Source organism: Pseudomonas sp. S1(2024) (genome assembly GCF_046557535.1).
Window position 1 is genome coordinate 146,206 of record NZ_JBKGFP010000017.1, and the last position, 24,119, is coordinate 170,324.

Annotated in this window: 24 protein-coding genes and 1 other RNA gene; 11 read left to right on the forward strand and 14 right to left on the reverse strand. The window is 55.6% G+C overall.

Going from position 1 to position 24,119, the window contains the following annotated elements:
* Position 1 precedes the first annotated feature (1 nt).
* Entirely contained in the window at positions 2–1,291 is a 1,290-nt protein-coding gene (locus ACLCGK_RS07080; RefSeq protein ID WP_410951631.1) for a hypothetical protein, read from the reverse strand.
* Positions 1,288–1,893: a hypothetical protein gene (locus ACLCGK_RS07085; protein WP_410951632.1), complete on the reverse strand. Its 606-nt coding sequence runs from the start codon at positions 1,891–1,893 to the stop codon at positions 1,288–1,290. The genes ACLCGK_RS07080 and ACLCGK_RS07085 overlap by 4 nt, the downstream gene beginning before the upstream one ends.
* Positions 1,894–2,014: 121 nt before the next feature.
* Between ACLCGK_RS07085 and ACLCGK_RS07090 the strand changes: the two genes are divergently transcribed.
* From ACLCGK_RS07090 to ACLCGK_RS07100, 3 genes are all read left to right on the forward strand, one after another.
* Positions 2,015–3,148 (forward strand): hypothetical protein, encoded by a 1,134-nt coding sequence (locus tag ACLCGK_RS07090; protein ID WP_410951633.1) that lies wholly within the window; start codon positions 2,015–2,017, stop codon positions 3,146–3,148.
* Between the two features lie 112 nt (positions 3,149–3,260).
* Entirely contained in the window at positions 3,261–3,923 is a 663-nt protein-coding gene (locus ACLCGK_RS07095) for a hypothetical protein (RefSeq protein ID WP_410951634.1), read from the forward strand.
* 91 nt (positions 3,924–4,014) lie between these two features.
* Positions 4,015–6,069: a hypothetical protein gene (locus ACLCGK_RS07100; RefSeq protein ID WP_410951635.1), complete on the forward strand. Its 2,055-nt coding sequence runs from the start codon at positions 4,015–4,017 to the stop codon at positions 6,067–6,069.
* Between the two features lie 22 nt (positions 6,070–6,091).
* On the opposite strand, the gene ACLCGK_RS07105 is transcribed toward ACLCGK_RS07100, so the two are convergent.
* The gene (locus ACLCGK_RS07105; protein WP_410951636.1) at positions 6,092–7,345 is read right to left on the reverse strand and encodes a hypothetical protein; all 1,254 of its coding nucleotides are present in this window, start codon (positions 7,343–7,345) and stop codon (positions 6,092–6,094) included.
* 104 nt (positions 7,346–7,449) lie between these two features.
* Between ACLCGK_RS07105 and ssrA the strand changes: the two genes are divergently transcribed.
* Positions 7,450–7,844: a transfer-messenger RNA gene (gene ssrA, locus ACLCGK_RS07110) on the forward strand.
* Positions 7,845–8,050: 206 nt separating this feature from the next.
* Positions 8,051–8,524 carry an SsrA-binding protein SmpB gene (gene smpB, locus ACLCGK_RS07115; RefSeq protein ID WP_410951772.1) on the forward strand — a complete coding sequence of 158 codons (474 nt, stop codon included), beginning with the start codon at positions 8,051–8,053 and terminating at the stop codon, positions 8,522–8,524.
* Positions 8,525–8,538: 14 nt separating this feature from the next.
* On the opposite strand, the gene ACLCGK_RS07120 is transcribed toward smpB, so the two are convergent.
* Genes ACLCGK_RS07120 through ACLCGK_RS07130 form a run of 3 tightly spaced genes read right to left on the reverse strand, consistent with a single transcriptional unit; the run spans position 8,539 to position 11,164 of the window.
* Positions 8,539–9,657 (reverse strand): hypothetical protein, encoded by a 1,119-nt coding sequence (locus tag ACLCGK_RS07120; protein ID WP_410951637.1) that lies wholly within the window; start codon positions 9,655–9,657, stop codon positions 8,539–8,541.
* Positions 9,647–10,678 carry a hypothetical protein gene (locus ACLCGK_RS07125; RefSeq protein WP_410951638.1) on the reverse strand — a complete coding sequence of 344 codons (1,032 nt, stop codon included), beginning with the start codon at positions 10,676–10,678 and terminating at the stop codon, positions 9,647–9,649. The genes ACLCGK_RS07120 and ACLCGK_RS07125 overlap by 11 nt, the downstream gene beginning before the upstream one ends.
* A gap of 48 nt (positions 10,679–10,726) precedes the next feature.
* Positions 10,727–11,164, reverse strand: a complete 438-nt coding sequence (locus ACLCGK_RS07130) for a hypothetical protein (protein ID WP_056797999.1) — start codon at positions 11,162–11,164, stop codon at positions 10,727–10,729.
* A gap of 156 nt (positions 11,165–11,320) precedes the next feature.
* Between ACLCGK_RS07130 and ACLCGK_RS07135 the strand changes: the two genes are divergently transcribed.
* From ACLCGK_RS07135 to ACLCGK_RS07145, 3 genes are all read left to right on the forward strand, one after another.
* Positions 11,321–11,911: a hypothetical protein gene (locus ACLCGK_RS07135; protein ID WP_056798002.1), complete on the forward strand. Its 591-nt coding sequence runs from the start codon at positions 11,321–11,323 to the stop codon at positions 11,909–11,911.
* The gene (locus ACLCGK_RS07140) at positions 11,908–13,368 is read left to right on the forward strand and encodes a hypothetical protein (protein ID WP_410951639.1); all 1,461 of its coding nucleotides are present in this window, start codon (positions 11,908–11,910) and stop codon (positions 13,366–13,368) included. The genes ACLCGK_RS07135 and ACLCGK_RS07140 overlap by 4 nt, the downstream gene beginning before the upstream one ends.
* A gap of 188 nt (positions 13,369–13,556) precedes the next feature.
* Positions 13,557–14,360: a hypothetical protein gene (locus tag ACLCGK_RS07145; protein WP_410951640.1), complete on the forward strand. Its 804-nt coding sequence runs from the start codon at positions 13,557–13,559 to the stop codon at positions 14,358–14,360.
* A gap of 40 nt (positions 14,361–14,400) precedes the next feature.
* Here ACLCGK_RS07145 and ACLCGK_RS07150 read toward each other — a convergent pair whose 3' ends face one another.
* A complete protein-coding gene (locus tag ACLCGK_RS07150) occupies positions 14,401–16,527 on the reverse strand; it encodes an AAA family ATPase (RefSeq protein ID WP_410951641.1) in 2,127 nt (708 codons plus the stop codon).
* A 57-nt stretch (positions 16,528–16,584) separates the two neighbouring features.
* Positions 16,585–17,571, reverse strand: a complete 987-nt coding sequence (locus ACLCGK_RS07155) for a hypothetical protein (protein WP_056798013.1) — start codon at positions 17,569–17,571, stop codon at positions 16,585–16,587.
* 85 nt (positions 17,572–17,656) lie between these two features.
* On the opposite strand from ACLCGK_RS07155, the gene ACLCGK_RS07160 reads away from it, so the two are divergent.
* Positions 17,657–18,658: an HNH endonuclease gene (locus tag ACLCGK_RS07160; protein ID WP_410951642.1), complete on the forward strand. Its 1,002-nt coding sequence runs from the start codon at positions 17,657–17,659 to the stop codon at positions 18,656–18,658.
* Here ACLCGK_RS07160 and ACLCGK_RS07165 read toward each other — a convergent pair.
* Entirely contained in the window at positions 18,632–19,135 is a 504-nt protein-coding gene (locus ACLCGK_RS07165; protein WP_410951643.1) for a hypothetical protein, read from the reverse strand. The genes ACLCGK_RS07160 and ACLCGK_RS07165 overlap by 27 nt on opposite strands.
* 114 nt (positions 19,136–19,249) lie before the next feature.
* Between ACLCGK_RS07165 and ACLCGK_RS07170 the strand changes: the two genes are divergently transcribed.
* Positions 19,250–19,468, forward strand: coding sequence for a hypothetical protein (locus ACLCGK_RS07170; RefSeq protein WP_410951644.1), 219 nt, complete (start codon positions 19,250–19,252; stop codon positions 19,466–19,468).
* Between the two features lie 34 nt (positions 19,469–19,502).
* On the opposite strand, the gene ACLCGK_RS07175 is transcribed toward ACLCGK_RS07170, so the two are convergent.
* Positions 19,503–20,162, reverse strand: a complete 660-nt coding sequence (locus tag ACLCGK_RS07175; RefSeq protein ID WP_410951645.1) for a hypothetical protein — start codon at positions 20,160–20,162, stop codon at positions 19,503–19,505.
* A 78-nt stretch (positions 20,163–20,240) separates the two neighbouring features.
* A complete protein-coding gene (locus ACLCGK_RS07180; RefSeq protein WP_056800071.1) occupies positions 20,241–21,803 on the reverse strand; it encodes an FMN-binding glutamate synthase family protein in 1,563 nt (520 codons plus the stop codon).
* Positions 21,804–21,974: 171 nt separating this feature from the next.
* On the opposite strand from ACLCGK_RS07180, the gene ACLCGK_RS07185 reads away from it, so the two are divergent.
* Positions 21,975–22,406 (forward strand): hypothetical protein, encoded by a 432-nt coding sequence (locus tag ACLCGK_RS07185; RefSeq protein ID WP_056798031.1) that lies wholly within the window; start codon positions 21,975–21,977, stop codon positions 22,404–22,406.
* A gap of 45 nt (positions 22,407–22,451) precedes the next feature.
* Here the strand turns inward: ACLCGK_RS07185 and ACLCGK_RS07190 are convergent, their stop codons facing one another.
* The 3 genes from ACLCGK_RS07190 to ACLCGK_RS07200 form a co-directional block, all read right to left on the reverse strand.
* Positions 22,452–22,655 carry a hypothetical protein gene (locus tag ACLCGK_RS07190; protein ID WP_410951646.1) on the reverse strand — a complete coding sequence of 68 codons (204 nt, stop codon included), beginning with the start codon at positions 22,653–22,655 and terminating at the stop codon, positions 22,452–22,454.
* Between the two features lie 67 nt (positions 22,656–22,722).
* Entirely contained in the window at positions 22,723–23,721 is a 999-nt protein-coding gene (locus tag ACLCGK_RS07195; protein WP_410951647.1) for a hypothetical protein, read from the reverse strand.
* Positions 23,714–24,055 (reverse strand): hypothetical protein, encoded by a 342-nt coding sequence (locus ACLCGK_RS07200; protein ID WP_410951648.1) that lies wholly within the window; start codon positions 24,053–24,055, stop codon positions 23,714–23,716. The genes ACLCGK_RS07195 and ACLCGK_RS07200 overlap by 8 nt, the downstream gene beginning before the upstream one ends.
* Positions 24,056–24,119 lie beyond the last annotated feature (64 nt).

The following is a 24,119-nucleotide window of genomic DNA, read 5'->3' on the forward strand; positions in this document are numbered from 1 at the left end:
CTCAAGGGGCAGGACTGCTGTCTACACTGGGAGCCGTGCTTTTCTTGCGCGGCTTCTTGCTTTCCAGGGCCAGCACCTCTTCAGGGGTCAGGAATTGGCAACGCGAGAGGGAATTGCAGCAGATCTCTTTCTTGTAGAAGCCGGAGTAGAACTTCTCGTGTTTGATGGTGCCGATCAGGTTGACCATGCCACCGGCTTCCATGTCAAAGATGCCTGCTGCCTTCCACTGATAGTACGCCCCATTTTCATCGGTCATTCTGAAGGTGGTGGTGGCCCCATAGAGGTTGCTGCCGTGGCTGACGGAATGGAGCTTGAGGTTTTTCAGCACCAGGCGATCCTTTGACTGCCCGACGAAGGTCTCGGCGATGCCTTTGTGTTCCTCCTCTTTGCGCAGCGCAGCCTGGTGGCGATCCAGTGACGCCACGGCACTGGCGATGAGGTTTGATTGCTTGAGCGTTAAATGCCCGACATTGACCATAGTGCGCAGGTTCACGAAGTAGTCCAGGTGCTTGTCTTTCTCCCGGTACTCACTGTCCTTGATGTAGTCGATGACCGCACTGACCCGATCCTTGACCTCGGGACTTTCCATTTCAATGTTGTCGCAGATCAGCGCCTGGCAGATTTCGAAGGCCGCTTCGCCCGTGGGGAAGCCCGTCTCGCGCTTCTGGTAACCGTGCTCAGCCACCAGTTTCACCGCTTCGCCAAGGAACAGGCGCAGTGGAATGACTTCGTGCTCGTTGACCTCGCTGAAGGTGATCTGGGACAGCTTTTCAGCCTCTTCGATCACGTCGTTGAGCGCTCCTGCCCAGCGGGTCATGTCAAAGCCCATGAAGTCCTTCATGCACCCGCCGCCCACGCGCATGACACCGCCTGGCGTGTTCAGGGTGAAGATATAGGCGCGGTTACGGTTCGAGGTGCAATGATCGCACGCAGCGGGGTTTGCCGGGTGTTCAACGCGCTCGCGTTGTTCCGCAGTCAGCTCCCCGTAGGTTCGATGCTGCAGGGCGCGGGTACCCAGGCTGGCGTCGATCGTGGTCTTGGCCAGCAACTGCACGGCGCCGGCAGACAAAGAAGTCGCTTCCCTGGTGATCATGATCTCGACCATGGGCAATCGGGCCGCGCCAAAGCCTGGAACATCAATGACCCTGATAGTGCTGTCTCCATGGGTAATCTTGATGATCGGCAGGCCACCGCTTTTCAATTTCTCGTTAATTCTCTCGACCCTGGAGAGAAATGTGGGCATTTTGTCGGCCAAAACCAAACGCTTGATGTGTTCGCCTTGGTGCATCATTTAATCCCCATGTCTCTGGTCGCGTGGCGATCCGAGTTTCTTGTTGTGAGAGCAGCAGCCTTGAACTGGCTGTAGAGGTTGTTGAGAAGTGTCAGGTGCCGCCTGGCCACTGCCATCTCCGCCCCATCATTGAGACAGAGGCTGCCGCCCTTGCGGATGACCAGACGGTGAGCCCCAAGGTGCAGCGGCCTGGTCTCCTGGCCCAGAAGGCACATGACGCTTTTCTTATCAATTGATTGCGGCGCCGAATTTCCCAGTGCAACAGCCAGGCTTTGCAGCGCATGCACCATTTTGCCGAGGTAAACGTCCGCCAGGCTAATCTGGAACACGCCATCACGATCAATGCGCAGGATCTGCTCGCGAGCAGGGTCTGATGGGGCGGCGTTTGTGGCCGCCGTCTCATAGGCAAGGCACCGCAGATTCTGCAGGTCAAGTGCGTTCAAAACGTTGAGAAACCCAGGCTCATCCTCAAGACCTGCATCACGGGCGCGGGCCGATTCTTCCTGAGCCAGGGCGTTGGTGAGGAACTCACGATCGGCGTACTTGAGTAGATAGCCGCCCAGGTCTGGATTCAGGTCAATAGGGGTGAGTAGCAGAGGCATGTAGGTTGTCCGGGTGTATCATTCAATAAACCCAGAATAAGGAATGATCCATGCCCAGTGCAAGAATTCTTGCGGCTGAAAAAGCGCGCTGGTCATAATGAGGCAGGCCCAGGAGAAAACTATGTCACAGCCCCATGTTTTTGTCTTCAATAATGATGAATATACTGTCGCAGACCCCTCTTCCAGCGACAGCTGGCTAGAGGCGCTACAACCGTTCATCGATGACTTTGCCAGCGAGCATTATACGACTCAGTGGCAGGGAGACCGCGACGGACTCGGGGACAAAGAATTGCAAAAAGTGGCAGAGGCAGTGCCACGGGCGATTCAGGAGTTCCGGGCACTGACTGTCGAGCAACGCGCCAACACCACGTTTCGAAATACCCTGGGTTGGGTGCTCACCGAAGCATTTGAGGACTCAGACTGCATTGATTGCCAATCAGAAGCATTGCACCAGTCAGGCTTTTATCAATTGCACGAGGATCTGCTGGATATCCTGGCGGAGGTGGATGGCCCCGTGGCGGATGACGAGGAGATTTGGGAGGCGATCAGGAATGCAGTTGAAGAGAAGATGTCGGAATTGGATGATTCAGAAATTTTCGATATGCTCGGTAACCCTAACATTCCGCTGTCGTTTTCACCCATGTACCGCGCCATGCATCAATCAGGAAGGGCCTATGACCTGGATGATCTGTTGCTGTACCCCGAATCTTTTGGTCAGCATGGGCCCTGTGCCGAAATCGATGGCCTGGCCAAGCTCTTGAGGATGAGTTTGCGCGTACTCATGCCTTTGATGAAAATTGACTACAAAGACGATGATAACATCAGGGCCTGGATGAAGCACAAATTTGACATTGAGGCTGATCTGCCGCCTGTCATCACCAAGGATCAACTGGTGGATCTGCTGGACAACTGCGGTTCCAACTATGTCTACCCGGAATGGATCGGCTGCCTGGGTCTCGATGAGCTTTCGCGCCTGGATCCAAGCAAACCCATGAAGCTCACGCAAGGGGTTATCGCGTTTATGGATGTGGTCAATGGGGCAGGCCACACCGTCGAGCTGGACGACAAGGCGTTTGTGATCGTGCAGCCCGACCAATGCCTCTCGGAAGAGCCTGGTCGTTACACGCTGTATGAAATTACAGGCGATCGCCCTGACGCGACCATCAAAAATTGTGACGTCGAAGCCCTCAAGGCGGAGCACCGCGAGTTCTTGAACATCAAGACACGGCGTGACGTCGAGTTTTCGCCGACCTAAACATCGGGGTTTCGGCACGAAACCTGGCAATATATGCAATAATCGCAGTGTTGACAATTGCTTGGTGGACTGGAAAGACATAAAATCCTCGCTAAAAAGGATAAAGTCCACTATGTCACCCAGCCCTCAAACCCTTGAGCAGTCGCTATTCAAGGTAATCAAATTCTCGCCCTCCCTCCTGAACGACCTCGATGCTTTTGAGCAGGTTGTTCAACCTGTCTTTGACAAGGCCTCGGCCATCAAGGCAATGCGCCAATACTTGGTTGGCTCCGCCTCCTGCCCTCGAATTCTTGGCGCGCTGGTGTACGCGACCCAGGGGCATGTGGAGATCAAGGATTGGCTGAGCATGGGGATGCCAATCCGCCTTCTGTATCAGTGCATGCTTTACGATGGAGGCCCTTGGGCAAAAATTGGTGCACAGCTACCGCTGGCCGATACCATCATTCATGGTGGCCCTGAATGGGACTTTGACTACAAACTGCTCAATGGCCTTGATTCGACCACAGCAACACCGGGGCTTGTCGATGCGGTGCTCAGGCGAGCCATGCATCATGGTCACGAGCAAAGCCTGGTTAAAGCGCTTTCCCTTGAAACGCTTGAGTTGCTGCTTCAAGGCTATTCAGTGGCGCTTGCTCCGTTGATTGTGAAAGCGCGTAAGGTCTTGGGTGACGACTCCGGGTTCGTTAATGTCGCCGATCTGGCTCAAGCTGTTCTGAAAGCGACATTGGCGCCGGTTGAGTCCATTCAAAAGGTGCTGTTGCGCCACGCCTACTGATAGCGAAGGGCTTCGCTAGCCACTCAATTTATGCTAGATTTCTCGCTTTCGTAACAATGGGTTACGCGATGAGCGAGCGAGGAATCTAGGCATGCTTCATGAATTACTCAGTTTCGCCCTCAGTCACTTTGAAGAATCCGTGGATTCCCTTCCACTTCCGCCAAAGTTCTCCGGCAAAGATGCTGATCAAATTCGCGCTTGGCGTCATGCAATTGTTGATGCGAAGAAAATCAAGACTATGGCGGCGTTATTGCGAAAGAGTCCAGGTGGAAACTTTGCTCCCAAACGCATCATCAACAACATTCCTGACGAAGCCTTGTTGGCCATATTCTTCAGAAGCCACGATAACCGAGTAACGCTGGCACGATGGTTCTCCGATAACGGCAAGAAATTTACAGGCCTTTATGAGCTCCATCCCTCCATGGTTGAAAGAGTAACGCGCAGGGAGCTTGTTGAAGAATCCAGGCTCAGCGATAAACTACTTGGCATCATAGAGCAAGAGGAGCTTGACCATCTTGCTGAGAACATGGAGTTCCTCAAGCGATGTGCCTCACAGAATTTTTACCAATCCATTTCTGAGCCTTTGCGTGACACCCTCGATTTGGCGCTGAATCTTCTCCTGGCCCTACCTGGCACCGAGCGATTCACCTCAGTGTTTCTGGCATCCTACCCTTGGCTTGCAGTCAATCAGCCTGCTGTCGAACCTATGGACGTAGAGGATGATGCGCAGAAGGCCTTGGAGAACGAACAGGAGCCAGAGCCCAAGCCTTTCGATCAAAGTTCTTTCCGAGAATTCGTTCAGCATCATGCCAGGGCGCTGTTCAATAATGCCCGACCAAGTGAGAACCCTTGGGGCATTGTGAATTATCATGAACACTTTACTCAGCAAATTATCCTTTCCGGAAATTACCAATGTGAATCGGAAAATTTCTTCAATGAAACCTTTACTAAAGAACATGAGGGTGTGATAGAAGGGTTTAGTCGCATCTTCACCACTGCTAATAACTACAAAGTATTCGATACACTCAATGCCTGGAAGGTTGCAGAGGAAAAGGTTGTAGTCACCTATGATATTCCCGTTATTAGCGTTTCTAGTGAAAAAGATATTCATGCTATCGGGTTTTTTCTGCAGCGCCGAAACGGATGCCTCTCCGAGAACTTTGAATTTCTTCGGGAGTTTCAGCGTTCTTTAAAAAAGATGGGCAAGGACGTTAGCCGTCTCACAGAAATGACGATCAATCAGACAGGATCGCTGGACGAAATCCTTGAGTTGACGCAATCAATAGCGGCCACGAAAGGCAAGTGCATGGCTGATGCCGAGGCCTTCCTAGAGATCGTTGACGAGTACCTAGATGCTTTTCGGGAGGTGTGTGCCGCGCTAAACAAGCAAGTGGTCGAAGGTGCGCCCGTCGAGAAGTCAACCGAGGTACTCAACCTGGAGCAGATGCTGGCAGAGACCACTGGGAAGCTTAAGGAATCTGAAGCCTCGGTGAGCCTGTTGAATGATCAGCTCAAGCAAGCCTACCTGAGCCTGGAGAATGAAAAGGATCGTAGGGTTCATCAGGAGGCACAAACCGATAGCCTGAAAACCGCCCTGCATGAAGCGCGTGCGGAGCTGCAGGCGCGAGCGGCGCTCGAAGGTGCACAAGCCCCTGCGGCCCAGGCGGACGCTGATTTATCGCTAGTCCTGGGGTTGCTCAAGGGGGACATCAAAAGGACGCCGTTGATGATTCTGGAGACCTTTTCGGCTATTTATCCTGACCGCCTGGTGATTTTGGATTCCGCTCGCAAATCTGCACTGGCGGCTGACAACTTCAATCTCCCCGATCGACTGGCCCAGCTGCTCGATACCCTGATCAATCCTTACCTGGACAGCATTCGAAGCGGCCAGCCGGATGCCAAAGCCAGGACGGTGCTTCCACAGAGTTATGCCGCCAAGGAGTCCGACACTGTAATGAAGTCGCCACGGCTCCGGGCTATGCGAGAATTTACCTATGAGGGTGAACCGCAGCTGTTCCTTCAGCACGTCGGTGTGGGCCGCAATTACGGTACGCAACACTCCCTGAGAATCTACTTTCGGGTTATCAATGAAAAGCTGGTCATCGCGTACTGTGGCGAGCACCTGGAGAACGCAAGTACCAATTGAAAGGCTAGCCCCCGAGAGGGGGCTACAACCCCAGATCCGCCATCAGCACATCTTGCATCAGCCGTCTTGATGCAGCGCGATCGTCCAGGAGGTTCAGCTCGTTCAACTTGTACATCCTGTCTTTTTCTTTGGGGTATTGCGTCGCGAAATGCCGCAGCACCTCTTTCTTGAGGCCCTCATCAAGCATCACCTGCACCCAGGCCTTTTCATCGGGCAGGAGCCGATTGAGCTCGTGCATCTTCATCACGGTGCGCAACGCTTCATCGCCCAAGCGCAGGGCTGACAACCTCTCCGTGATCGCTTCAATATCCAACCCCACGACCATGTCGGGTAGGGACAGCAGTCGCGCTATGGTGTGGATGGGCTGGTCATTGTCTTCAGCTTCCAGGTGGCTGGCCAGATCGACAGCCATGGTGAGGTAGGCTTCGAGGTATCGCGGATCAGGCCGATAGCTCAGCACCTTCTCGGTAATGCGCGTTAACGCCTGACGCTTGTCATGGATCCCGTCCACGTAGGCCTTGGCAGGCCCGTTCTTGCCATAGATGGCATTGGCCACATGCACATCACGGTGTCTTAGCCAGTCAGTCCGCCTCAGAATGTCCTCCATTGCCGTGCCCATCGACCGGTGCTCGATACCGCTCGCGACCAGGAGTTCTGGACATTCCTTAGTAAGTTGCGTGATCACCCGGCTGCCACGAAAATGATGAAGGGCAAGTGCTCTTTCCAGGGAGGGCTTCATTACTCCCAGCAGATCCGGATCCACCAGGTAGGCACTCAGCAATTGCTTGAGCTGGTACCCTGGTGCCGAATGCTCCAGTTGCCAACCCCAACCTTCACTCCACTGCGGGGCTACGTGCTTGACCTTGCCAAACAAGATCTCTGCGTTCTTGCGCCCCTGCCAGTCAGCAAAGGTGCCCCCGGACTCGCAATGAGTGGCTAACTCCTCCTGCGCCCGCGTCTTGATGTGGCTGATCAAGGCGTGGTCAAAGATGCGGTATCGACTCAGAAACTGCAGGTGCTTGGCAAACCCTTCGACACTGCTGTCAGTCAGGTTGCTTCTGAGCTGCTCAGCAATCAGTCGGGCTGCCAGCATGGCGCTGTAGGCGTAGTCCGGTGATCCCGCCATTTGACGAATGGATTCGAACACCCCGTCCATTTCCGCTTGGCCGGAGGCTGTCTGCAGTCCATCGGCGGGAAAGCCCCTGAGATAGCTCTTCAGCTGGTATTCAAAAATAGACCTTCCCTCGAAGGGGAAGTGAAAGGGCAGGGTGGTCATGAAGCAGGCACTCCAAGCATTTTTCCCATATTAACGGTTAAGGCTAAAAAATTACAATTTCAGGTATTGACGTCAGGCAATAAATACGTAAAATGAAGGCTCAAGGGGTCGATTAGGATTCGACGCCGGCTTTAGAACCTTAGGTGCATGCCGAGTTGGTAACAGAACTCGTAAATCCACTGTTGCAACTTCTTATAGTTGCCAATGACAATGCCTTCGAGGGCGCACGTCTCGCTGCTTAACTGCAGCTGAAACGCCCTTCTGGTCACTTCGGTGCCAGCGATCATTAGAGGATGCCTGTAAACTCGAAATGATTGTCACGCAGAACAGGATCGTCGTGTAGCACGTTGTGGGCGTAGCGACTAAAACCTACACAACTCGTCCAAAACACCCTGCCGATCGGGCGGTTACGGATTAACAAAGTAGACACGGCTAAGCATGTAGTTGACCGAAGGCCATGGGCTGGCGGAAAGGGGTTCAAATCCCCTCGACTCCACCACTACAGGGAAAAAGGCATTTATCGAACCCCGGTAAATGCCTTTTTCTGCTCTGAAATAAGCATATCTCGCACATTGTGAGTTATTGACTCACCTCGCCCTTTTGTTATTATTCAGTATTATTGTTTGCACTCTAACCATTTCCAGTTTGTGTCCTGGCTCCGGTTTTCTGCCGATGAAGGCCTCTTGGCACCGCTGATAGACAAGGATTCATCGCATGTCCAAGAATCAGGAAAAGGTCATCGTTCAGAACCGCAAGGCTCGCCATGACTACGCCATCGAAAAGCCCATCGAAGCCGGTATCGCCCTGGAGGGGTGGGAGGTCAAGAGCTTGCGTGCCGGCAAAGCCCAGCTCACAGACAGCTATATTGTGTTCAAAAACGGGGAGGCGTTCGTTCTCGGTCTGAACATCCAGCCCCTCCTGAGCGCCAGCACGCATGTGGTGCCCGATCCTCTGCGCACCCGCAAGCTGCTGCTAAGCCGCAAGGAGCTCGATGCCCTGTCTGAAGCCGTCAGTCAGAAAGGCTTCACCTGCCTTGCGCTGTCCTTGCAGTGGAACAAGCACCTGGTCAAATGCTCCGTGGCCCTGGCCAAAGGCAAGAAAAACTACGAGAAGCGTGACAGCGAGAAAGCTCGCGAGGCTTCCCGTCAGATCCAGCATGCGTTCAAGAATAATCGTTGAACGCCCAGCGGCGTTTAAAGCCCCAGGTCGTCTTCCAGGGCGTCGACGCCCCCAACAGCCAGGTGGCGATAGAGATCGATGTCGAAATGCTTTTTGACCACCCTGGTAGTTTCCAGGTCTTCAAAATCTTGGTTGAGGATCTCAACCAGCGCTTCTTTTTGCTGGTCGGTCGCCGTTTTCCAGATGTGACTGGTCGCTTGTGCTTTCATGTGGTTCAAGCAGGATTTGTTATGCGTGCAGGTGGTGTAGCTATAGTCATCGTGCTTGTGGAAGTCGTAAACCATGATCGCCTGGATCATGAGCCGGCAATCATTCTGCACCGCTGCGCTGTCGGTGGAACTGTAGCCTAACATCGACTGCAGGAACAGCTCCTTAGGCTCCAGGCCCTTGAGCCTGGCGCCCAGTGCATCCAGCTTTAGAAAATGGTCGAGATCACCTGGGGCAGGGGATCTGAGAATCTCCCTGATATTGGCGTCGAACCACTGGTGAAGTCCATTTTCTTTCAGCAGGGCCGCCAGGCTCGCACCCTCCCAGGTGGGCATCCTCCAATCGGGGTGCTCTTTCTCTACCTCCACCAGCAGCTCCACCCAAGGCGCCGGGCTTGCTCTGCCGGCTGCGTGATCACTGGCCATGCTGCCCACCATTTCCAGGATCAGGCTCTTCTGCTGGGGCTCCTCTAGCAAGCGGAACAGGTCAAGGAGATTTCCCTCGCGCAGTAGTCCGTGGCTACAGTGGGGGCGACCCTGCCGGTAAAAATTGGTCAGGAAGAAGTGGGCATTGTGAACCTGGCCGCCCGAGCAGGCTTTTTCCGCAAATTTCGTGGCCAGGTGGTGGTCGGTAATGGTGACAGCATCTTCGTGCTCTACGCTCAATCGCGGCAGCAGCCAAAGCCCGATCTCCCTGTTCGCCTCCACATCCAGGAGGTAGTAGGTGTAAGCCCTTTCCGTGTGTTGAGCCAACCAGGCCAGCCCGCTGATGTCGTTGTCCGCCACCAACTGCTGCAGCTCAAGCTGGATCTCGTGAGAAACCTCCTGCAGCAATGGGAGGTTGTGTTGCCCGAGGGCCAACGACAAATTGTCGGCCAGCACCTGTAGCTGCGGCTTTGGATGGGTATTGGTCAGGTCAAAGTCCAAGATCTGTCTCCAGGCAGTGGCTGCGAGCTGCGTCAATTTCTCTAAAGAGGTCAGGTGGCAAAATATCCTGTACGTCCAGTGCATTTTCCAGTGTGGGGAAATCTCTGTTCAGCAAGGCAATCAAGGGTAATGGGTTGCGTGTTTTCACCGAAGGCCACAGGTGGGCCGCGACTTCAGCAGCGTCGCTCCGCGCCCAGACGTCCTTCGGTTTACCCACTGTTGCGCCATAGTCGGCCTGGCTGTGGTAGTCGTGCACCTGGATCGCCAGTTTCAGCGCGTCTCCACTGGCGCTGTTCGGCTTCAGCTCGTCCAGGAGTGATCGCTTCCTTTCAGCATCAAACCGCTCGCCCAAAGCTTCAAGCTTGGCCAAATGATCGAGGTCGTTTTTGGCCGGTGTGTAGAGGATGGTTTCTTGCAGTGTCTGCAACAGCGTTTTGAGTCCAAATTGCAGCGCGGCGACAGCAAGGTCGGCGCCCAGATGGAGGTCTTGAGCCAGGTCTGCCAGTTCAAGCTCGTGCACGAGGGCGAACTCGACCCAGCACGCTTCAGGTGTGGTTCGAGTATTCGCGTGGGCGGCCAGGGCCGACGCAAAGGCGCCGAGAAAATCGCGCCCCCTTCGTTGCCACTGCCGTTCCAGTGCGTGCCTGTCGAGCAGGTTGTGGCACGCTGTGGGGCGACGTTGTTGCGCAAATCCTTTCAGCAATGCCTCGATCTCCTCATCACCCATAACCTTACGGGCGCACAGGGCGGCCACCTGGTTGTGCCGAACCTTGAGGCAGTCCCCTGCGCTGAGTTTGAAATGCGGGGCAAGCAGTAAACCCATCGCCAGACTGCTGTGCCGATGGGTTAGGTAGCGAATGCCTAGGAAACTCAGTGATTGCAGGTAGGCAGCAATCTCGGTGTAATTGCGAGCGCTCACCAGGCTGGCAAGCTGTTCGTCGCAGGCGCTGAGGATGGCGGGGATTGAGCCGGTATCATGGGCGCAAATCGCTTTGTTGAAGGCGGTGAGGGTGGTGTGCATGCGCAAAACTCGTGCTCAGATCACCCTCAGTATAGCTATGGGCAACGCTCAATTACACCCACTGAATGCGCGGCTGTCAAAATACTCACCATCCGAGAAATAGTATTTCCAGATGATCTGGCCGCCTGTGCGCAAGTAATATTGCTCGATCCCCTGGCTGACACCACAGGTCATTTGCTTGGCATATTGATCCAGGGTGGCGCTCAGCTCTCGCGCCTCAGCAGGGGTTTCGATGAGCTGTTCACGGGTTTGCGTGAGCAACACCGAGGCCACGGAAATGTCCTGCTGGATGTTAAAGTCAGTGAGGGTGATTGCAGGCGTCAGCTTCATCGGCAGGATCTTGGCGTAAAAATCCTTGAGAGTTTGGGTTACGCAACTGTTCGACGCCGCGCATTCCTTGCCGATGATGGCAGAGTCATCGGCATTCGCCGAAAGGCACGCCGCCATCGAGAGCGCGATGAGGGGCAACTTGAAATGCATCTTCATTTGTTCACACCGAAAATGTTTTTCGGATAATACCAATATTGAGTCGGCATGGCCACTCAAGCCGCATCCAAAGGGCGTCACGCTGCAGCATTGGCCTTCCTAGTCGAGGAGCTCCAATTCCATAATAAGGGGAGAAAACAACACAGGTAGGCGATCATGACCCCTGACGAACTGCTGCATAAAATCCATTCGGGTGAATACCGCCTGGCCTTTCACGGCACAGCCCAGCTCATTCATGCATTCACCGAACGGGGCGTGGGGAGAGGAGCGGATCGTAATTCCGCACTGGGCCTGTTTCTGTCTGAAATTCCAGACAGCGCTGCCGACTACGCCCAAATGGCTTACGAGGCGGGTGAGGGGGATGCTGCGCGGGTATACGTGGTAGCCGTTCCTTGCGCCAAAGCTTATCAAACCACTGACTACGAACGTTTCTTTGGAGTTGATGGCGATCATGTACCCACCCGTACCTTTGCCGATTTCTCGGCCTGGCGTCGCCAGCTCTTGAATGATGGCTACGACCTGATCGAATTCGAAGGGGTTGGGGATGTCATCAACGTGTGCCTGGCGCCCCAGCGAGCCATTGTCGTGGCCTGCCTGGACTACGAACAAGCCATCGAGCTTGAGGGGGAAGGTGTTCAACTGTTTGACAGCGAATCGATTTATCGTCACTTGATCGAGTGCCTTCCCAACGAGCGCATCATGCCCCAAACTCCCAGGACTGCACCAAGCGAGGGTCTGCAACCATGAATATCTCCACCAAATTTCCTTCTGCCGCTGCCAAATACCTCAAGGGCAGTGGCTTTGTTGCCGAGCTGGTGGAGAAACACGCCGATGCACTGATTGAGTTCAGGGTGGTGTCGGAGTTGGAGCTTGGCGCGCCAACGTTCCGCAAAACAAAGCGTGGCGAGGATCAGCTGGCGCCAGTGGCCGAGGTGTTCATCAAGGTGGCGTGCGCCTGGCCACCCGAACCGCAGCTGTTCGGCGTCGACCTGGTTGGGCGTTTTGATGGGGTGCTCATCGAGTTGCTCGATCGTGACCAGTGGCGCAATAACTTCCATCAAGTGCCTAAAGCCCACCGCACCGAGGCGCTGATTGTACATGGCATCAGAATCAGAGCCATTTCGCCCTCGCAGGTTGATCCCAAGAACATAACCGACTCCTTGATGCGCCAGGTGGTGGGCCTGTACCCAGACATCATCCTGGAGAGGGTCAACAGCAACGGCTTTTCCATCGCCCCCCTGGACATCCTGCTGAGCGCCTGCGGGATCCGAGGAGAATTGCTCAGCCAAATTGATGAGAGCTGCTATACCGAAGCACTGATCGACACTGCGATCAAAAGATCCCCCTTGGCGCTGAAAGGTCTGCCTGCGCGCTTCGTAACTGCAGAGCGCTGCCTGAGCATCGCCAAATTGCACGGCCACCTGGAGTACGTGCCACAATCGCTGATGACAGCGGAAATGGTTATCGCCGGGCTGAGTCGAAGCTCGAAAAACGACAGATTCGTGCCTGCTGAATTGCGGACTGAAGCGGTGTATTTGGAGGCCATACGCAACAACGCTGATGTGGTTAATGCGCTTCCATCTGAGCTGAAGACCTTGCCCTTCTATCGCCAGGCAATCGCTAGCAACCCGAAGACGCTTTACGAGTTGCGCCGAGAAGCGATCCCCGAAGAAATGATCATCGAGGCCGTGGATCGCAACGTTACGGTTGTCAGAAACCTGAGCAACAGCCAGCTGACGCCAGGGGTTGTTGAGTTCGTTGTGGAGAAAAGACCCGAGGCGCTCATGTTGCTCCCCGCCGAGAAGCGAACCCCCGAGCTGACCATCAAGGCGCTATTGGGCGGCTGGGCATTCGCCGCCCTCCTGCTCAAGCATGAAAACTGCTCGCCAGAATTACTCCTCGACGCAGTGCGCCAGGACTACAAGGTGCTGCCACTGTTGCCCAAGGAACTGGTAACCGAAGAACTGGAGCTGGAGGCCTTGCGCCAGAATGGCGCGCTGCTCAAGCTCGTGAACGCGGATTGCCGCACCTACGACCGTTGCCTGGCAGCGCTTACCCAAGGTGTGGATGCACTGCCCTTCATCCCGGACGACCTGCTGGAGTCCCAGGCTTTCCAGCGGGATGCGGCCAGGCAGAATGAACAGATCCACAAGCTATGGGGACACGTCTGCCGCGATGACGCAGATGCATCCCTTGGGATGTAGGTCTGAGAACCACACCCTTTGAAAATCGAGCCACGGTTCGGCCAATTGCCGGAAGACCTGGCTCGATTTTGGGTGTCTGCGTCGCCTATCTTTGAGACAAGGGTTGATTTTGCGGTTGCCTATCTTTGAGACAAGGGTTGATTTTGCGGTTGCCTATCAGCGGAGAATAGAAGAAAAGAGTTTCCGCCATGCCCCAAGCTTACCGCCTCCTCGACTACAATCTCGACCTCCTGTGCGTTGAATCCCCTGTGGCCAAAAATCCCGTGGATGTCACCCTCGGCAGGGTGTTCAGCTATCCCGATGGCATTCTCCTGGCCCGCGATCTGAATGCCGAGCTTTCTCCTCGTGGGGATGCAAGACTGCCCCAGGTTCGCCTGACATTCGACTATCAGGTCAGTGACCTGTATACGCAAGGTCAGGAGGCTGAGGACAGTTTTCTGCTGAGAAGCGCCACTCTGAAGGTCATCGAATTCGTCGACCCCGAAGTCCAGCGTCGATTTGGCCATCTGCTGGCGCCGCACATCGCGCAGGAGCGTCGCACTGTCAGTCGAGGCGAATGCCTGCAGGATCTCAAGGGAAGGCGCCTATATGGCGTCATGCGGGCCATGGATGCCAGATCCCAGCATGCTCATGCCATGGACTACGTGTATTTGACCGACCCGGTTTCCCTGAAATCGGCGGCGGCAGCGGTGGTGCGCGCTTACGAGACGGGTGACGCGCCCAGGAACAACCTGGAGAGAATGCTTGCCAAAACCCTGGAGCATGCTGTGACCACGGCGATCTACGAGGAGCTGCCCCAGCACGTCACTGCGGCCATGGCACCGAGCGCCCATCTCTTCCGGGCGACAAACGAAGGCGAGTACTTCTATGACGCTCCCCGGCCCCTGAAAATGAAGCCTCTGATCTGTGTGAGTCAGCATGGCGAAGTGTCTTTGCCGGCACCTGAGGCAAAGGTCGACCACGAAGCGTTGGGAGGCGTGCCAGCGCGCTGACAAGCGCTCTCTGGCGTTGCTTTGCCGCGCTCTTCGCCCCCTAGGCCCGGAGGTGCTTTCTCAGGTTCGCGGCGGAAATACTCAGTTGCGCACTGGGTTGCAACCCGTCTTCGTCGACGCTGTCCACGATGGCGTCTTCAATCATGGTGCCAAGGCTGCGCATGTTGCCCCCGTTGTTCAGGTAATCCAGCACCAGGCGGCAGCAGAGATCATCCGGCGTGGACAGTCGGGAGGATTCGATATCCAGCCGCTTCAGCGCCTCGGCAATGATATCGTCCACAATGCGACGCTCGCGGTAGTGCTTGATGGGCTCGACGTTGAAAATCGTCAGGCGCGTCAGCAGGAAGCTGTCCAGGTTGTTGATGTGATTGGCGGTGAAGAACCAGTTGAGCTTGGACAGATCCATCGTCTCGTTTGTAAAGGCGTCCACAAATTCGGCAGACTCATCAGCATCCAGCAGCTGCAGGAGAACGGCCACCGGATCAAGACCATTATTCCCTGTCATTTTCAATTGTGAGAGCTCATTGAACACGACCATGCTGTTGGCAACAGTGGTCTTTCGCAAATGCTTGCTCACACGGCCTGGCTGACCTGTTCCCCAAGTGGATTGCAGGCCCGCCAATGCAGAGCCGCAGGTAATCTGACTGGCGTGAATGTCCAGCGCCGGGAGTCCGAGTGCTTCCTTCAAGGCCTTGAGGTAGAAGGTCTTGCCAATCCCCGAAGGCCCCTTGATCAAGATTGGCCCAGTATGGAACGGCTTGTTCAGTTTGATGGCAAACACCAGCTTGCGCCGCAGGTAATCGTTGACCTCCTTGAAGTGCGGAAATCTCAGGTTGAGGTCATCCAACTGCTCAAGGTGTTTGGCGCTGCTGTGCAGCAGGTAGGTCTGCACGGGCTCGGATGGCTTGTCGACATCGCGTACCTCGCAAGGGAGGTTCATCATTTTGAAGGGATGGCGAAGATTGTCATTGGCACTCAAGCCTATCAGCTGGTTGAACCCTGCCTCAAACGCCTGGTATTCCTCGGGCATTGACGTTGTTGGGGCAAGCAATGCATTGATGATCTGCTTATCTTCCACGCCTGCCAGAAGGTGCCTGGCCCACACGTAGTCAACACAACCATGGAAGGTTGTTTCAGGCGAGATGAAGTCAGCGGCGGTGATCATCATCATGGCTTCTTTGACGATGGCGTACACATGCTGGGTTTTGAGTAGGGGGATGAGGAAGAGCTCCCGTCTGGCTTGCATCACCCCCTTGACCATCGTTGTCTCTAGTAGCCCAACCCGCCCCTGATCAATTGTTGCTGGAGCGTGAAGCAAAGAGGCAATTGCCCGCTCAATCCGGGCATCTCGATCTTCCAGGAGTTCTGGGTAGAGCTGGAAGCACAGGCGAGAGACCCAGGCCTGAATGAAAATGGCAAGCACCGTGTGGTCGACAGCCTTGGGAATGGCCTGCACATCCAGATACAGGTTTGGATTGTCCTGGCAGAAGTGAACCCAGTGTTTTTTCGGTAAATCTGCCTTCGCAGCCCCCAGGAAGATGTTCAAAATGTTCGGGGATGGCGTTTTCATTGGCCATGGATGGGGTTTTACTTCCTCCCAATACCTGGCGACCGTAATCATGGCCTGCAGGAAACGGTCAAACCTAAACCTCATCGTGTGAAAATTTATGGCCTGCGGGAAGTGGTGGGCAGCGTGCACCACCGTATCAGCAATGTCAGCCCTCAGGTTGAATTGAGCGACTGCAGCCCGAACCTGAGAAGGACTGAGGTGCGCGACCCCGTTTCCAACGATGTCGTCTTCGAGCATGATGGACGGTGTGATTCCCAGTGTGGCACACAGCGCAAGCCATAACGCATGACTGGGCTCCTCAGCTGGAAGATCGCCAGCCTCTTCATCCAGGGCACCATCAAAGACGAACCCATCGTCGATTGATCCAAGCGATTCTTCGAGGGTCTCGTCAAACACAGCCCCGCTATCAGGAGCATTCAAAGCGATCACCTCCGATCGAAACGCCACTGCTGGTGTCCTGAACCCACGTACAGGCGGGAGGGCTTTGATCGGGGCGGAGCCGACGCTTTTTCGCGGTAGCGAAAGCTGCTCTGAATCGACCAAGGCTTGTTGGCCAACAGTTTTGAAACGAGGCGGGAGCGGCGGCAACTCGGACATGGTTAGGATCCTCCTTTAGCGATCCTACCAAGCCTTGTCACAATGTCAATATATACGTTAATCGACTTTGGTGGATTTTTGCGTTTGCCGCACGTAAGTGTTGAAAGTGCTGGCAGCAAAAAAACCAACGTCCGTTGCGTAGGGCATCAACTCATGCCGTTCGCACCAATCCTTTTCAGCCTGGAGGTTCAGACTGAATAATGCGTCGACGGAGTTCGTGCTCGCGCAGACGAACATTTCAAGCCATTTGTTCTTGTTCAGCAGGTTCCCCACACAGGTGATGTGGTGTTCCTGGTCGTCACTGAGGACGTGGCATTCGCCCCACATGACGATTACCCGCTCCCATTCGGCCAGGTCGGCGAGCGTGGCCACGCGCTTCTTGATCTCCATGGCCTCCTCATCATCTTGGTCGCCAGGCTCGGTAACCAATGAAAAAATGAACACCGGGATTGCCCTGCCCGCGTTATCGGCTGCGTAAAAGCTGACGTCATACGGGGTATGGTGGGGCACGAAGGTCGAAACATCAATGCGCCAGCCCATGGCCTGGGCAAAATCGAGGTAGCGCTTGGGATCGACTTGGCGGTGCAGGCTTGCGCTGGCTTCCATGAGCTCGAACAGCTCGCCAAGCTCTTCGTCCATGTCGCCGACAGGGTCAGTGATCTCCTTCAGCAAGTCTGGCAATGTGGTACGCATTTTTGAGCACTTGTCATTGATCGTCTCCAGCTTGAGAACGCTCATGGTTTCCAGAAAGCTCTCCAGAAAATGGTCGCAGAGCCGGCACTGGCGCCTGAGCACTCTTTGCTGCCTGACGTTGATTTGCTCCAGCGATTTTGCACTCATGGAGCGAAGCTGATCAGCGGTCAGCACACAAAACGGCGTGGACGTCGATTGGTCGCTAACGGCATTGGCCAATTCCTCCCAATCATGGAACCCGCAGATCTGGGCCAGAAGCTGAGCGGTTTCCATTGGTGTGATTTCCAGGAAGGCCCAGGCCTGATTGATCCAATTGAACGCGGCAGTATGCGAGTGGGGGATGAGCTTCATGGGGCACCTTCTTGGAAAGGTTGTGGTTGCGTAGCCAGCCTCAAGTGTAGAATACCGACCTCAATTGGCTAGTGAGGCTGTGCTGATGCATACAGAGCTGAAGGAACTGCTCAGGCCCAAGACGTTGAGCAGGGTCTACGACACCGTGGCTGCGGTGGGCATCAGCGTACAGGCCTGGCATAACGTCTCCCCCAAGATTACGCCGCCCGCCAATCCAAAATTCTGTTACCGCTGGGCGTTCGAAGGTGGCTCAAAAGTTCTGCTGTTCTTGTGGTTCGCGGAGCTTACCTTCACGGACTCCGGGGTTGAATACCTCGGGAATGCTCGGCAAGCCAGGAATCGGTGGGAGGAGCGGGCCAACGATGCAAGGGACGCCTCGGTCAAGCAGCGGCTCAACAAATGGCGGGACAGCGCCGAGGAAATGGACAATATCCTCAAGCTTTGCAAATGGGAGGGGCGAGAGGTGCGTATTGCCCTGGTGGATACCAAGCAGCGCGTGTTTGACGAAGACAATCGAGCCTCGGCAGATTACCGCGCCCTCGATCCGGAGCCTTGGCACCTGGTGCATTACGAGATGCAGGATGGAAGCTTCCATGTGCGAAGAGGCCCAGCCCCTATCGTCGCTGTCACAGCCGACTCACTTGCCGAAGATGTGACGGCACTGCACGCTGATCACGACCCGGTCGAGCCGTCGATGCCGCAGATCAGCCCGTTTGGCTATGGGGTCGGAGTCGTCGATCAGTTTGTGGGTGCCGAGAAGCCGCTGCAAAAAATCGTCCAGGGACTGGTGTGGGAGCGATCGGCGGTGGTGCGCCAGCGGGTGCTTGCCCGCTCGGGCGGTTTCTGCGAGTACTGCGCGGAGCGGGGATTTCTCAAGGCAAATGGTGACATCTACCTGGAGACGCACCATATTGTCGCGTTGTGCGAAGGGGGTGCAGATACCGAGGCCAACGTCATCGCCCTGTGCCCCAATCACCACCGCGAGGCGCATTATGGGGCCCGCTGCGCGCAATTGAGGGCGGCACTCCAGCTGATCATCACTGAAAAACTAGCCGCCATATCAGGCTCCGCCGTTGCCAGTGTTTGAGGCGTTTGCAATCCGCCAGGTGGCGTAGGCACGTTCAAGTGCTTGTGCGTCGCTGAGCGCGTTGTGGGCGCTATGGGAAGGCATCAGTCGCAGCACCTCGGCGGCAGCGTTAGGGCCAATCCAGGCTTCGAGGGGCTTGAGATCCAATTGGGCTTCCACACCGGCAGCCTCAAAAAGCATGTCGAGCCAGAAGGCATCCACCGGGTTGCTGGAGCAAAGCGCTTTGCCGTGGTACCGTTGATTGAGCCTGATTGCCAGCTCATGCGGTGCAGTCCCCTCTGCTATCAGTTGTTCGCGGGTGATCCCGTGCATATCCTGGGCATCGTAAGACCAGTACGTCCAGTACGGCATGGGCTGGATAAGCGCAGTGAAATGCCAGGTGCAATCGCAGATGGCCACGGCAATAGGATAGCTCTCCGGATGGATTCCAGAGGCCTCGAAGTCAATGAAATACACGGGCTGTGGTGTTGGCATCATTACTCCCTCCATCCTGGTGAACCGCGCTGAGTGGCCAGGTTACTGCCGGCAGCATGATTGACAGGCGTTCAGTTCTCAAGGAAATTGAATATTAAATCTGCGAGGAGAAGCGTGATGAGCTGCTATTGCGAATGCCCCCAGTGCGGTGGCAATGATGAGATGGCCATGTGCGAGAATGGCTACCTGCGCGCCCAGATCGCGGCAGGAAAGTCTGCGAAGGTGGGCGACTTTCTGCTGTGGCTCTCGGCTTCCGTGTTTTTGGTGTGTATCCTGTTTACGAACTTGGGCCTCATGGTCGAGACGATCAAGTCGTTGACCACGGACTCCTTCTGAGTCGCCGAAGCCCTGGCCAGGGTACTTCAACTCCTCAGATCGAGGGATCGCCGGGCAGCCAGATATTCCTGGCAGACGGTTGTTTCAAATTTTCGATGGCCAGCTCACGCTGTTGTTCCGGCGACGGGAAATCACGCTGATCAAGCGGAATGTCGGCGGCCCTGACTCGGTCGTAGCTGTCGATGATTTTCGGGTTGAAAATCACCCCCCAAAACTCATCACGGCCTCGGGCGCGCTCATAAGCCCAGTCGATACCCTGACCGGCGTAGAATTCCGCCAAGGCTTCACCCTTGCTGCCCAGGGCAAGGTTGCCGTTTACACACATCACCAGCAATGTCTCGGCATGGACATGGTGTGTATCGTTCCCGAGCAACACCCGGTCGTGGAGCTGGACGTTGTTGGCTCGGCGCATCAAGCGCTCCAGAATCTCTTCCTGCTTGGACTTGGTGATCACAGTGGTGACAAAATCCATGGCATCGGAGAGCGATAGCGCAGTGTCCTGGAGGGCCAGGCGTGGGGTTATGACAATCCGACGCACCGATCCCCCCTGTTTGGCATACTCGGCTGCCGTATCAAACCAGGTGGTCACGTGCAGGCCTGGCCCATTCCCATCACGGCCCTTTCTGGGGCCGTGGATGCGCGGCTCACCTTCCCAGCGGCGGGAACCATGCCAAAAGTTGTAAGTGGTGCTCATCGGGGCTTTCTTCTTTTTCGAATGCGCTTTTAACTCAGGTTGACGGCTGCGCAACACAACCGTCAACACCACGCGGGATCAGAACGTGTCATGCCTGGCGCTGGCCCACAACTCACGGTACTCCGTGTTCATGGAGTGGCCATTGAGTAGCTCTCCATGATGCAGGAACGGATAGAGGGCGGCATAGGTTACGATTTTGCTGTCCGAGACGCGCTTTTGAATGCGTTCGGCGGTCAACTCGTCACTGGAATCGATGCCCGCCGCTCCCAGGATCTCGGCCACGGACTGCAGCGTATTGCGCTGGAAGTTGGTGACCCGGTGGCTTCTGTCCTCCACATCCAGTGCTTTCTGCCGAATAGGATCTTGCGTGGCGATCCCGGTTGGGCAGCGATTGGAGCCACAGCTCTGGGCCTGAATGCAGCCAAGGCTGAACATGAAGCCGCGTGCAACGTTGAAGTAGTCGGCCCCCAAGGCGAGCAGGCGCACGATGTCAAAGCCGCTGATGATCTTGCCGCTGCAGCCCAGCTTGATCCGTTCGCGGATACCCGCGCCGCGCAGCAGATTGTGCATCAGGATCAGGCCATCACGCAGGGGCATACCCATGTTGTCGGAGAACTCTTCCGGCGCCGCGCCCGTACCACCTTCCGAGCCGTCGATGACTATGAAATCAGGGAAGATTTGAGCGTGCAACATCGCCTTGATCAGTGCGGCAGCTTCGATCGGACGACCGATGCACAGTTTGAACCCAACCGGCTTGCCACCTGACAGCTCACGCATCTGGCCAATAAATTCCATCATGCCAAGTGGCCCGCTAAAGGCACTGTGGGACGCCGGAGACACACAGTCGACGCCGACTGGCACACCCCTGGCGGCTGCGATTTCCGGACTGACCTTGTGAGACGGTAGAATGCCGCCATGCCCCGGTTTCGCCCCTTGGCTGAGCTTAAGGAGGAGGGCTTTCACCTGGGGCTTGGTGGCATTGACCCTGAACAGCTCAGGGCTGAACGTGCCGTCTTCGTTCCGGCAGCCGAAGTAACCACTGCCGATTTCCCAGATGATGTCGCTGCCTTCAGCCTCGTGGTGGCGGGAAAGACCGCCTTCACCCGTGTCCAGGGCAAATCCCCCGCGCCTGGCGCCCCTGCCGAGCGCCCGGATGGCATTGGCGGAAAGGCTGCCAAAGGACATGGCACTGATGTTCATGAGGGAGGCTGAGTAGGGTTGAGTACACTCGGGGCCACCCAGGGTAATGCGCAGTTTTGTAGGGTCAACCGAAACCGGCGTGATCGAATGGCTGATGAACTCGTGATCCGAGCCGTACAGGTTGTCCAGGGTGCCGAAGGCTTTGTCGGCGGCAATGTTGCGAGCTCTGCGGTAGACCATGCTGCGCTGCGAACGAGAGAATGGCACCTTCTCATGGTCACCTTCAAAAAAGTACTGCCGTATTGCTGGTCTTAAATCTTCAAGCAGATACCGCATGTTCCCGATGATGGGGTAGTTGTGCCTCACCGCATGGGTCTTTTGGGACAAGTCGAGAATCCCAACGATAACTAGGATCAGCCAGGGCGCAATCGCCCAAGGGGTGATGAGGTCATGGAGGGCGGCATAAGTGGTGAGGATCAGGAGGAGGGTACACACGATCATCGCCCATTGGCGAAGGATGGCATTGAACACGGCGAAAATCCTTGGATAATTGGAATTCGGCACGGCAATAATTCGTATCGGGAAAATGCAGCCGGAGTGAAAATTATTGCTGGTGCATAAAATCAATATAAGGCAAAATCGACATTCTTTGAAGGCTGTGGACGCGACATTATGATTGAGAAAAATGACTACCGAGCCCTCCGCCAGCAAGCGGTACGCGAAGCCTATTGGGCCAACACGCCCAGTGAATCTTCAGACCTCTGGCCAGTCTCCGATGCGTTGAGTGAAGTGCTGGGGCAAGGCGATGTTTCCAGTGAACAGATCAAGGCCGTTATCCTGATCCTGCCGGACAAGATCTTTGCCCAGGCGATGACATGGGGCTTTTGTGACACAGAGGTGCGGGATCAAGTGCATGAGTTTATCGCTGCCAACCAGGAGCAGGTCATCTCTGCGACAGCCTCCGGCCAGGCAGTCGAAAAGCAAGCCACCCCTGCCGGCAAGACCATTCAGTGCTGGAGTTGCCGAAAGTCCCTGACACTGGCGCAGCGAGGCGAAGCCGATGGCCATTGCCCGCATTGCAGGGTCGAGATTGATCTTGATTGATCCAATGACGATACCGCCGTGCAGGCGGTTTCGGCATTGCTGTGTTTAGAATGCATGCCTGGCCAATGTCTGTTTACGCAGTTCGAGCTGCTCCGCCGTCACGAAGCGGCCCCGGAACAGGTTGAGGTTACCCCGGCTATAGCGACGAATCAGACTGACAGTGAGTTTCGCATTCAGCCCTCTGGCCTGAGCAGAGGGGATTTCGACCAAGCTGGGGAACAAAGCCGGGAGAATCTTTTTCAAGCGCATCCTGCAGAATTCCTTGTGTCGAATCATGCCCCAGTTAGCCTGGAGCAGGGCTAAAACCACAATGCGCTCAACGACCCAATTCCTGGTCGTGTTTTTTGCCCGAATCCTTTGAGTAAACCGAAAAATTCTTGTTGCTAGTTTTGAGGCCACCACCGCCAAAAGCCGCATTCAGGTCAATTTTTTCAATAACCGTGCCGGTGGTGGCTTCCTGACCCAGGCTTTCAGCAGCCGCCAGCATTTGACTGGTCTTTGCCTGGTAGTCAGCGGCCAGCTGCTCCTTCACTTCACTAAATTGTTCAAACCAGGGCTCTGGCGTACCACCGGCTGCCACAACCTGCTGCTCAATGTCATAGCGAATCTGAACCTCTTCGCTCAATTCTTCGCCCTGGCTGACACTGCCCACGGCCATGTCGTACATGCGTTTCTGATCGAAGGCCTTTCTGTCCTCAGGCCAGGATTGGCGGTTTTTGCGATCCTCCATCCGGATTTCCTGCGTGAATTGATCCTTGACGCTGGCAACCCGTTCCTCCACTTCCTCCATCTTGACCTTCACGGCCCGTTCTTGAGATTCCTGAACGTAAACGTAGCTGTCATGCACCTGACTGATGACCATCAGGCCGGCATAGACCGGAGCAGCAACCGAAACCCCCACAGCCGTGCCGACCAAGCCTGCGACGTGCTTGCCGTTCAACGATGATTCAGTCCCGGCCCCAGCTGCTGATCCCGCTGCAGCCTGGGCACCCATACTCAGCACTTCAGTTTGAGGAGACATGACAATTTTCCCCAGCGTTGCGGCCACCTTGGTGCTGCGATCAAGCACGCCGTCGCCTTCCTCGATGCCCACAACGCTGTAGGCAACTGTAGAGGCCGCTTCCGAGGCGCTTTCCTTCTTGATCGGTTCAGCCGCCTGGGTGTCGAGGCTGACGCCGCCCAGCGCACAGGTGAAGGCCGCCGCCAGCGCCAGGCCACAGGCTTTACCCTTAGGCCCGGAGGTCTGAATCGCGGTGCTGGTGACACCCAGGCTTTCAAGCAGCCTTGATTTCCAGGGTTTTTGGGTCTCACTCATGTCCTTGCTCCTTGTAGACGTCGGCGGTAGCATTCGCCAGGCAGTCGATTTGTTCTTCTTGTTGGCTGGCTGGATCGACAGCGATGATAGGCAGTTTTTTCTGCGCCGCGTCCTTGCACATCTGTGAGACCCCCTCAATGATCACGGAGCCCTTTGGGCCGCTCAGGCGAATGTCGTCGCCTTCAAGCAGATAGTAAGCAGCCTGAATCGCCAGATCGCCCCCTTCGGCCAGTGAATCGGCACTCACGATCAGGCAAACAGCCTTGTTGTCATCGTTCAAACCAAGTCCGATGGCGTGGCTGCCGGTTTTGATCGTTTTCAACGGGTTGTTCATCAATTCTTTCCATGATTGGTAGGGGGAATTGCTTCATTTTAGAGAATGCCTGGGAGTGAAGTCA

Coding starts and splice junctions, on each gene's coding strand:
- ACLCGK_RS07095 (WP_410951634.1), top strand. CDS start 3,261: ATGTCACCCAGCCCTCAAACCCTTGAGCAGTCGCTATTCAAGGTAATC.
- ACLCGK_RS07185 (WP_056798031.1), top strand. CDS start 21,975: ATGATTGAGAAAAATGACTACCGAGCCCTCCGCCAGCAAGCGGTACGC.
- ACLCGK_RS07155 (WP_056798013.1), bottom strand. CDS start 17,571: ATGAAGCTCATCCCCCACTCGCATACTGCCGCGTTCAATTGGATCAAT.
- ACLCGK_RS07165 (WP_410951643.1), bottom strand. CDS start 19,135: ATGATGCCAACACCACAGCCCGTGTATTTCATTGACTTCGAGGCCTCT.
- ACLCGK_RS07085 (WP_410951632.1), bottom strand. CDS start 1,893: ATGCCTCTGCTACTCACCCCTATTGACCTGAATCCAGACCTGGGCGGC.
- ACLCGK_RS07190 (WP_410951646.1), bottom strand. CDS start 22,655: ATGCGCTTGAAAAAGATTCTCCCGGCTTTGTTCCCCAGCTTGGTCGAA.
- ACLCGK_RS07105 (WP_410951636.1), bottom strand. CDS start 7,345: ATGACCACCCTGCCCTTTCACTTCCCCTTCGAGGGAAGGTCTATTTTT.
- ACLCGK_RS07200 (WP_410951648.1), bottom strand. CDS start 24,055: ATGAACAACCCGTTGAAAACGATCAAAACCGGCAGCCACGCCATCGGA.
- ACLCGK_RS07175 (WP_410951645.1), bottom strand. CDS start 20,162: ATGAGCACCACTTACAACTTTTGGCATGGTTCCCGCCGCTGGGAAGGT.
- ACLCGK_RS07100 (WP_410951635.1), top strand. CDS start 4,015: ATGCTTCATGAATTACTCAGTTTCGCCCTCAGTCACTTTGAAGAATCC.
- ACLCGK_RS07145 (WP_410951640.1), top strand. CDS start 13,557: ATGCCCCAAGCTTACCGCCTCCTCGACTACAATCTCGACCTCCTGTGC.
- ACLCGK_RS07170 (WP_410951644.1), top strand. CDS start 19,250: ATGAGCTGCTATTGCGAATGCCCCCAGTGCGGTGGCAATGATGAGATG.
- ACLCGK_RS07160 (WP_410951642.1), top strand. CDS start 17,657: ATGCATACAGAGCTGAAGGAACTGCTCAGGCCCAAGACGTTGAGCAGG.
- ACLCGK_RS07150 (WP_410951641.1), bottom strand. CDS start 16,527: ATGTCCGAGTTGCCGCCGCTCCCGCCTCGTTTCAAAACTGTTGGCCAA.
- ACLCGK_RS07130 (WP_056797999.1), bottom strand. CDS start 11,164: ATGAAGATGCATTTCAAGTTGCCCCTCATCGCGCTCTCGATGGCGGCG.
- ACLCGK_RS07195 (WP_410951647.1), bottom strand. CDS start 23,721: ATGAGTGAGACCCAAAAACCCTGGAAATCAAGGCTGCTTGAAAGCCTG.
- ACLCGK_RS07090 (WP_410951633.1), top strand. CDS start 2,015: ATGTCACAGCCCCATGTTTTTGTCTTCAATAATGATGAATATACTGTC.
- ACLCGK_RS07135 (WP_056798002.1), top strand. CDS start 11,321: ATGACCCCTGACGAACTGCTGCATAAAATCCATTCGGGTGAATACCGC.
- ACLCGK_RS07125 (WP_410951638.1), bottom strand. CDS start 10,678: ATGCACACCACCCTCACCGCCTTCAACAAAGCGATTTGCGCCCATGAT.
- ACLCGK_RS07140 (WP_410951639.1), top strand. CDS start 11,908: ATGAATATCTCCACCAAATTTCCTTCTGCCGCTGCCAAATACCTCAAG.
- ACLCGK_RS07180 (WP_056800071.1), bottom strand. CDS start 21,803: ATGATCGTGTGTACCCTCCTCCTGATCCTCACCACTTATGCCGCCCTC.
- ACLCGK_RS07080 (WP_410951631.1), bottom strand. CDS start 1,291: ATGATGCACCAAGGCGAACACATCAAGCGTTTGGTTTTGGCCGACAAA.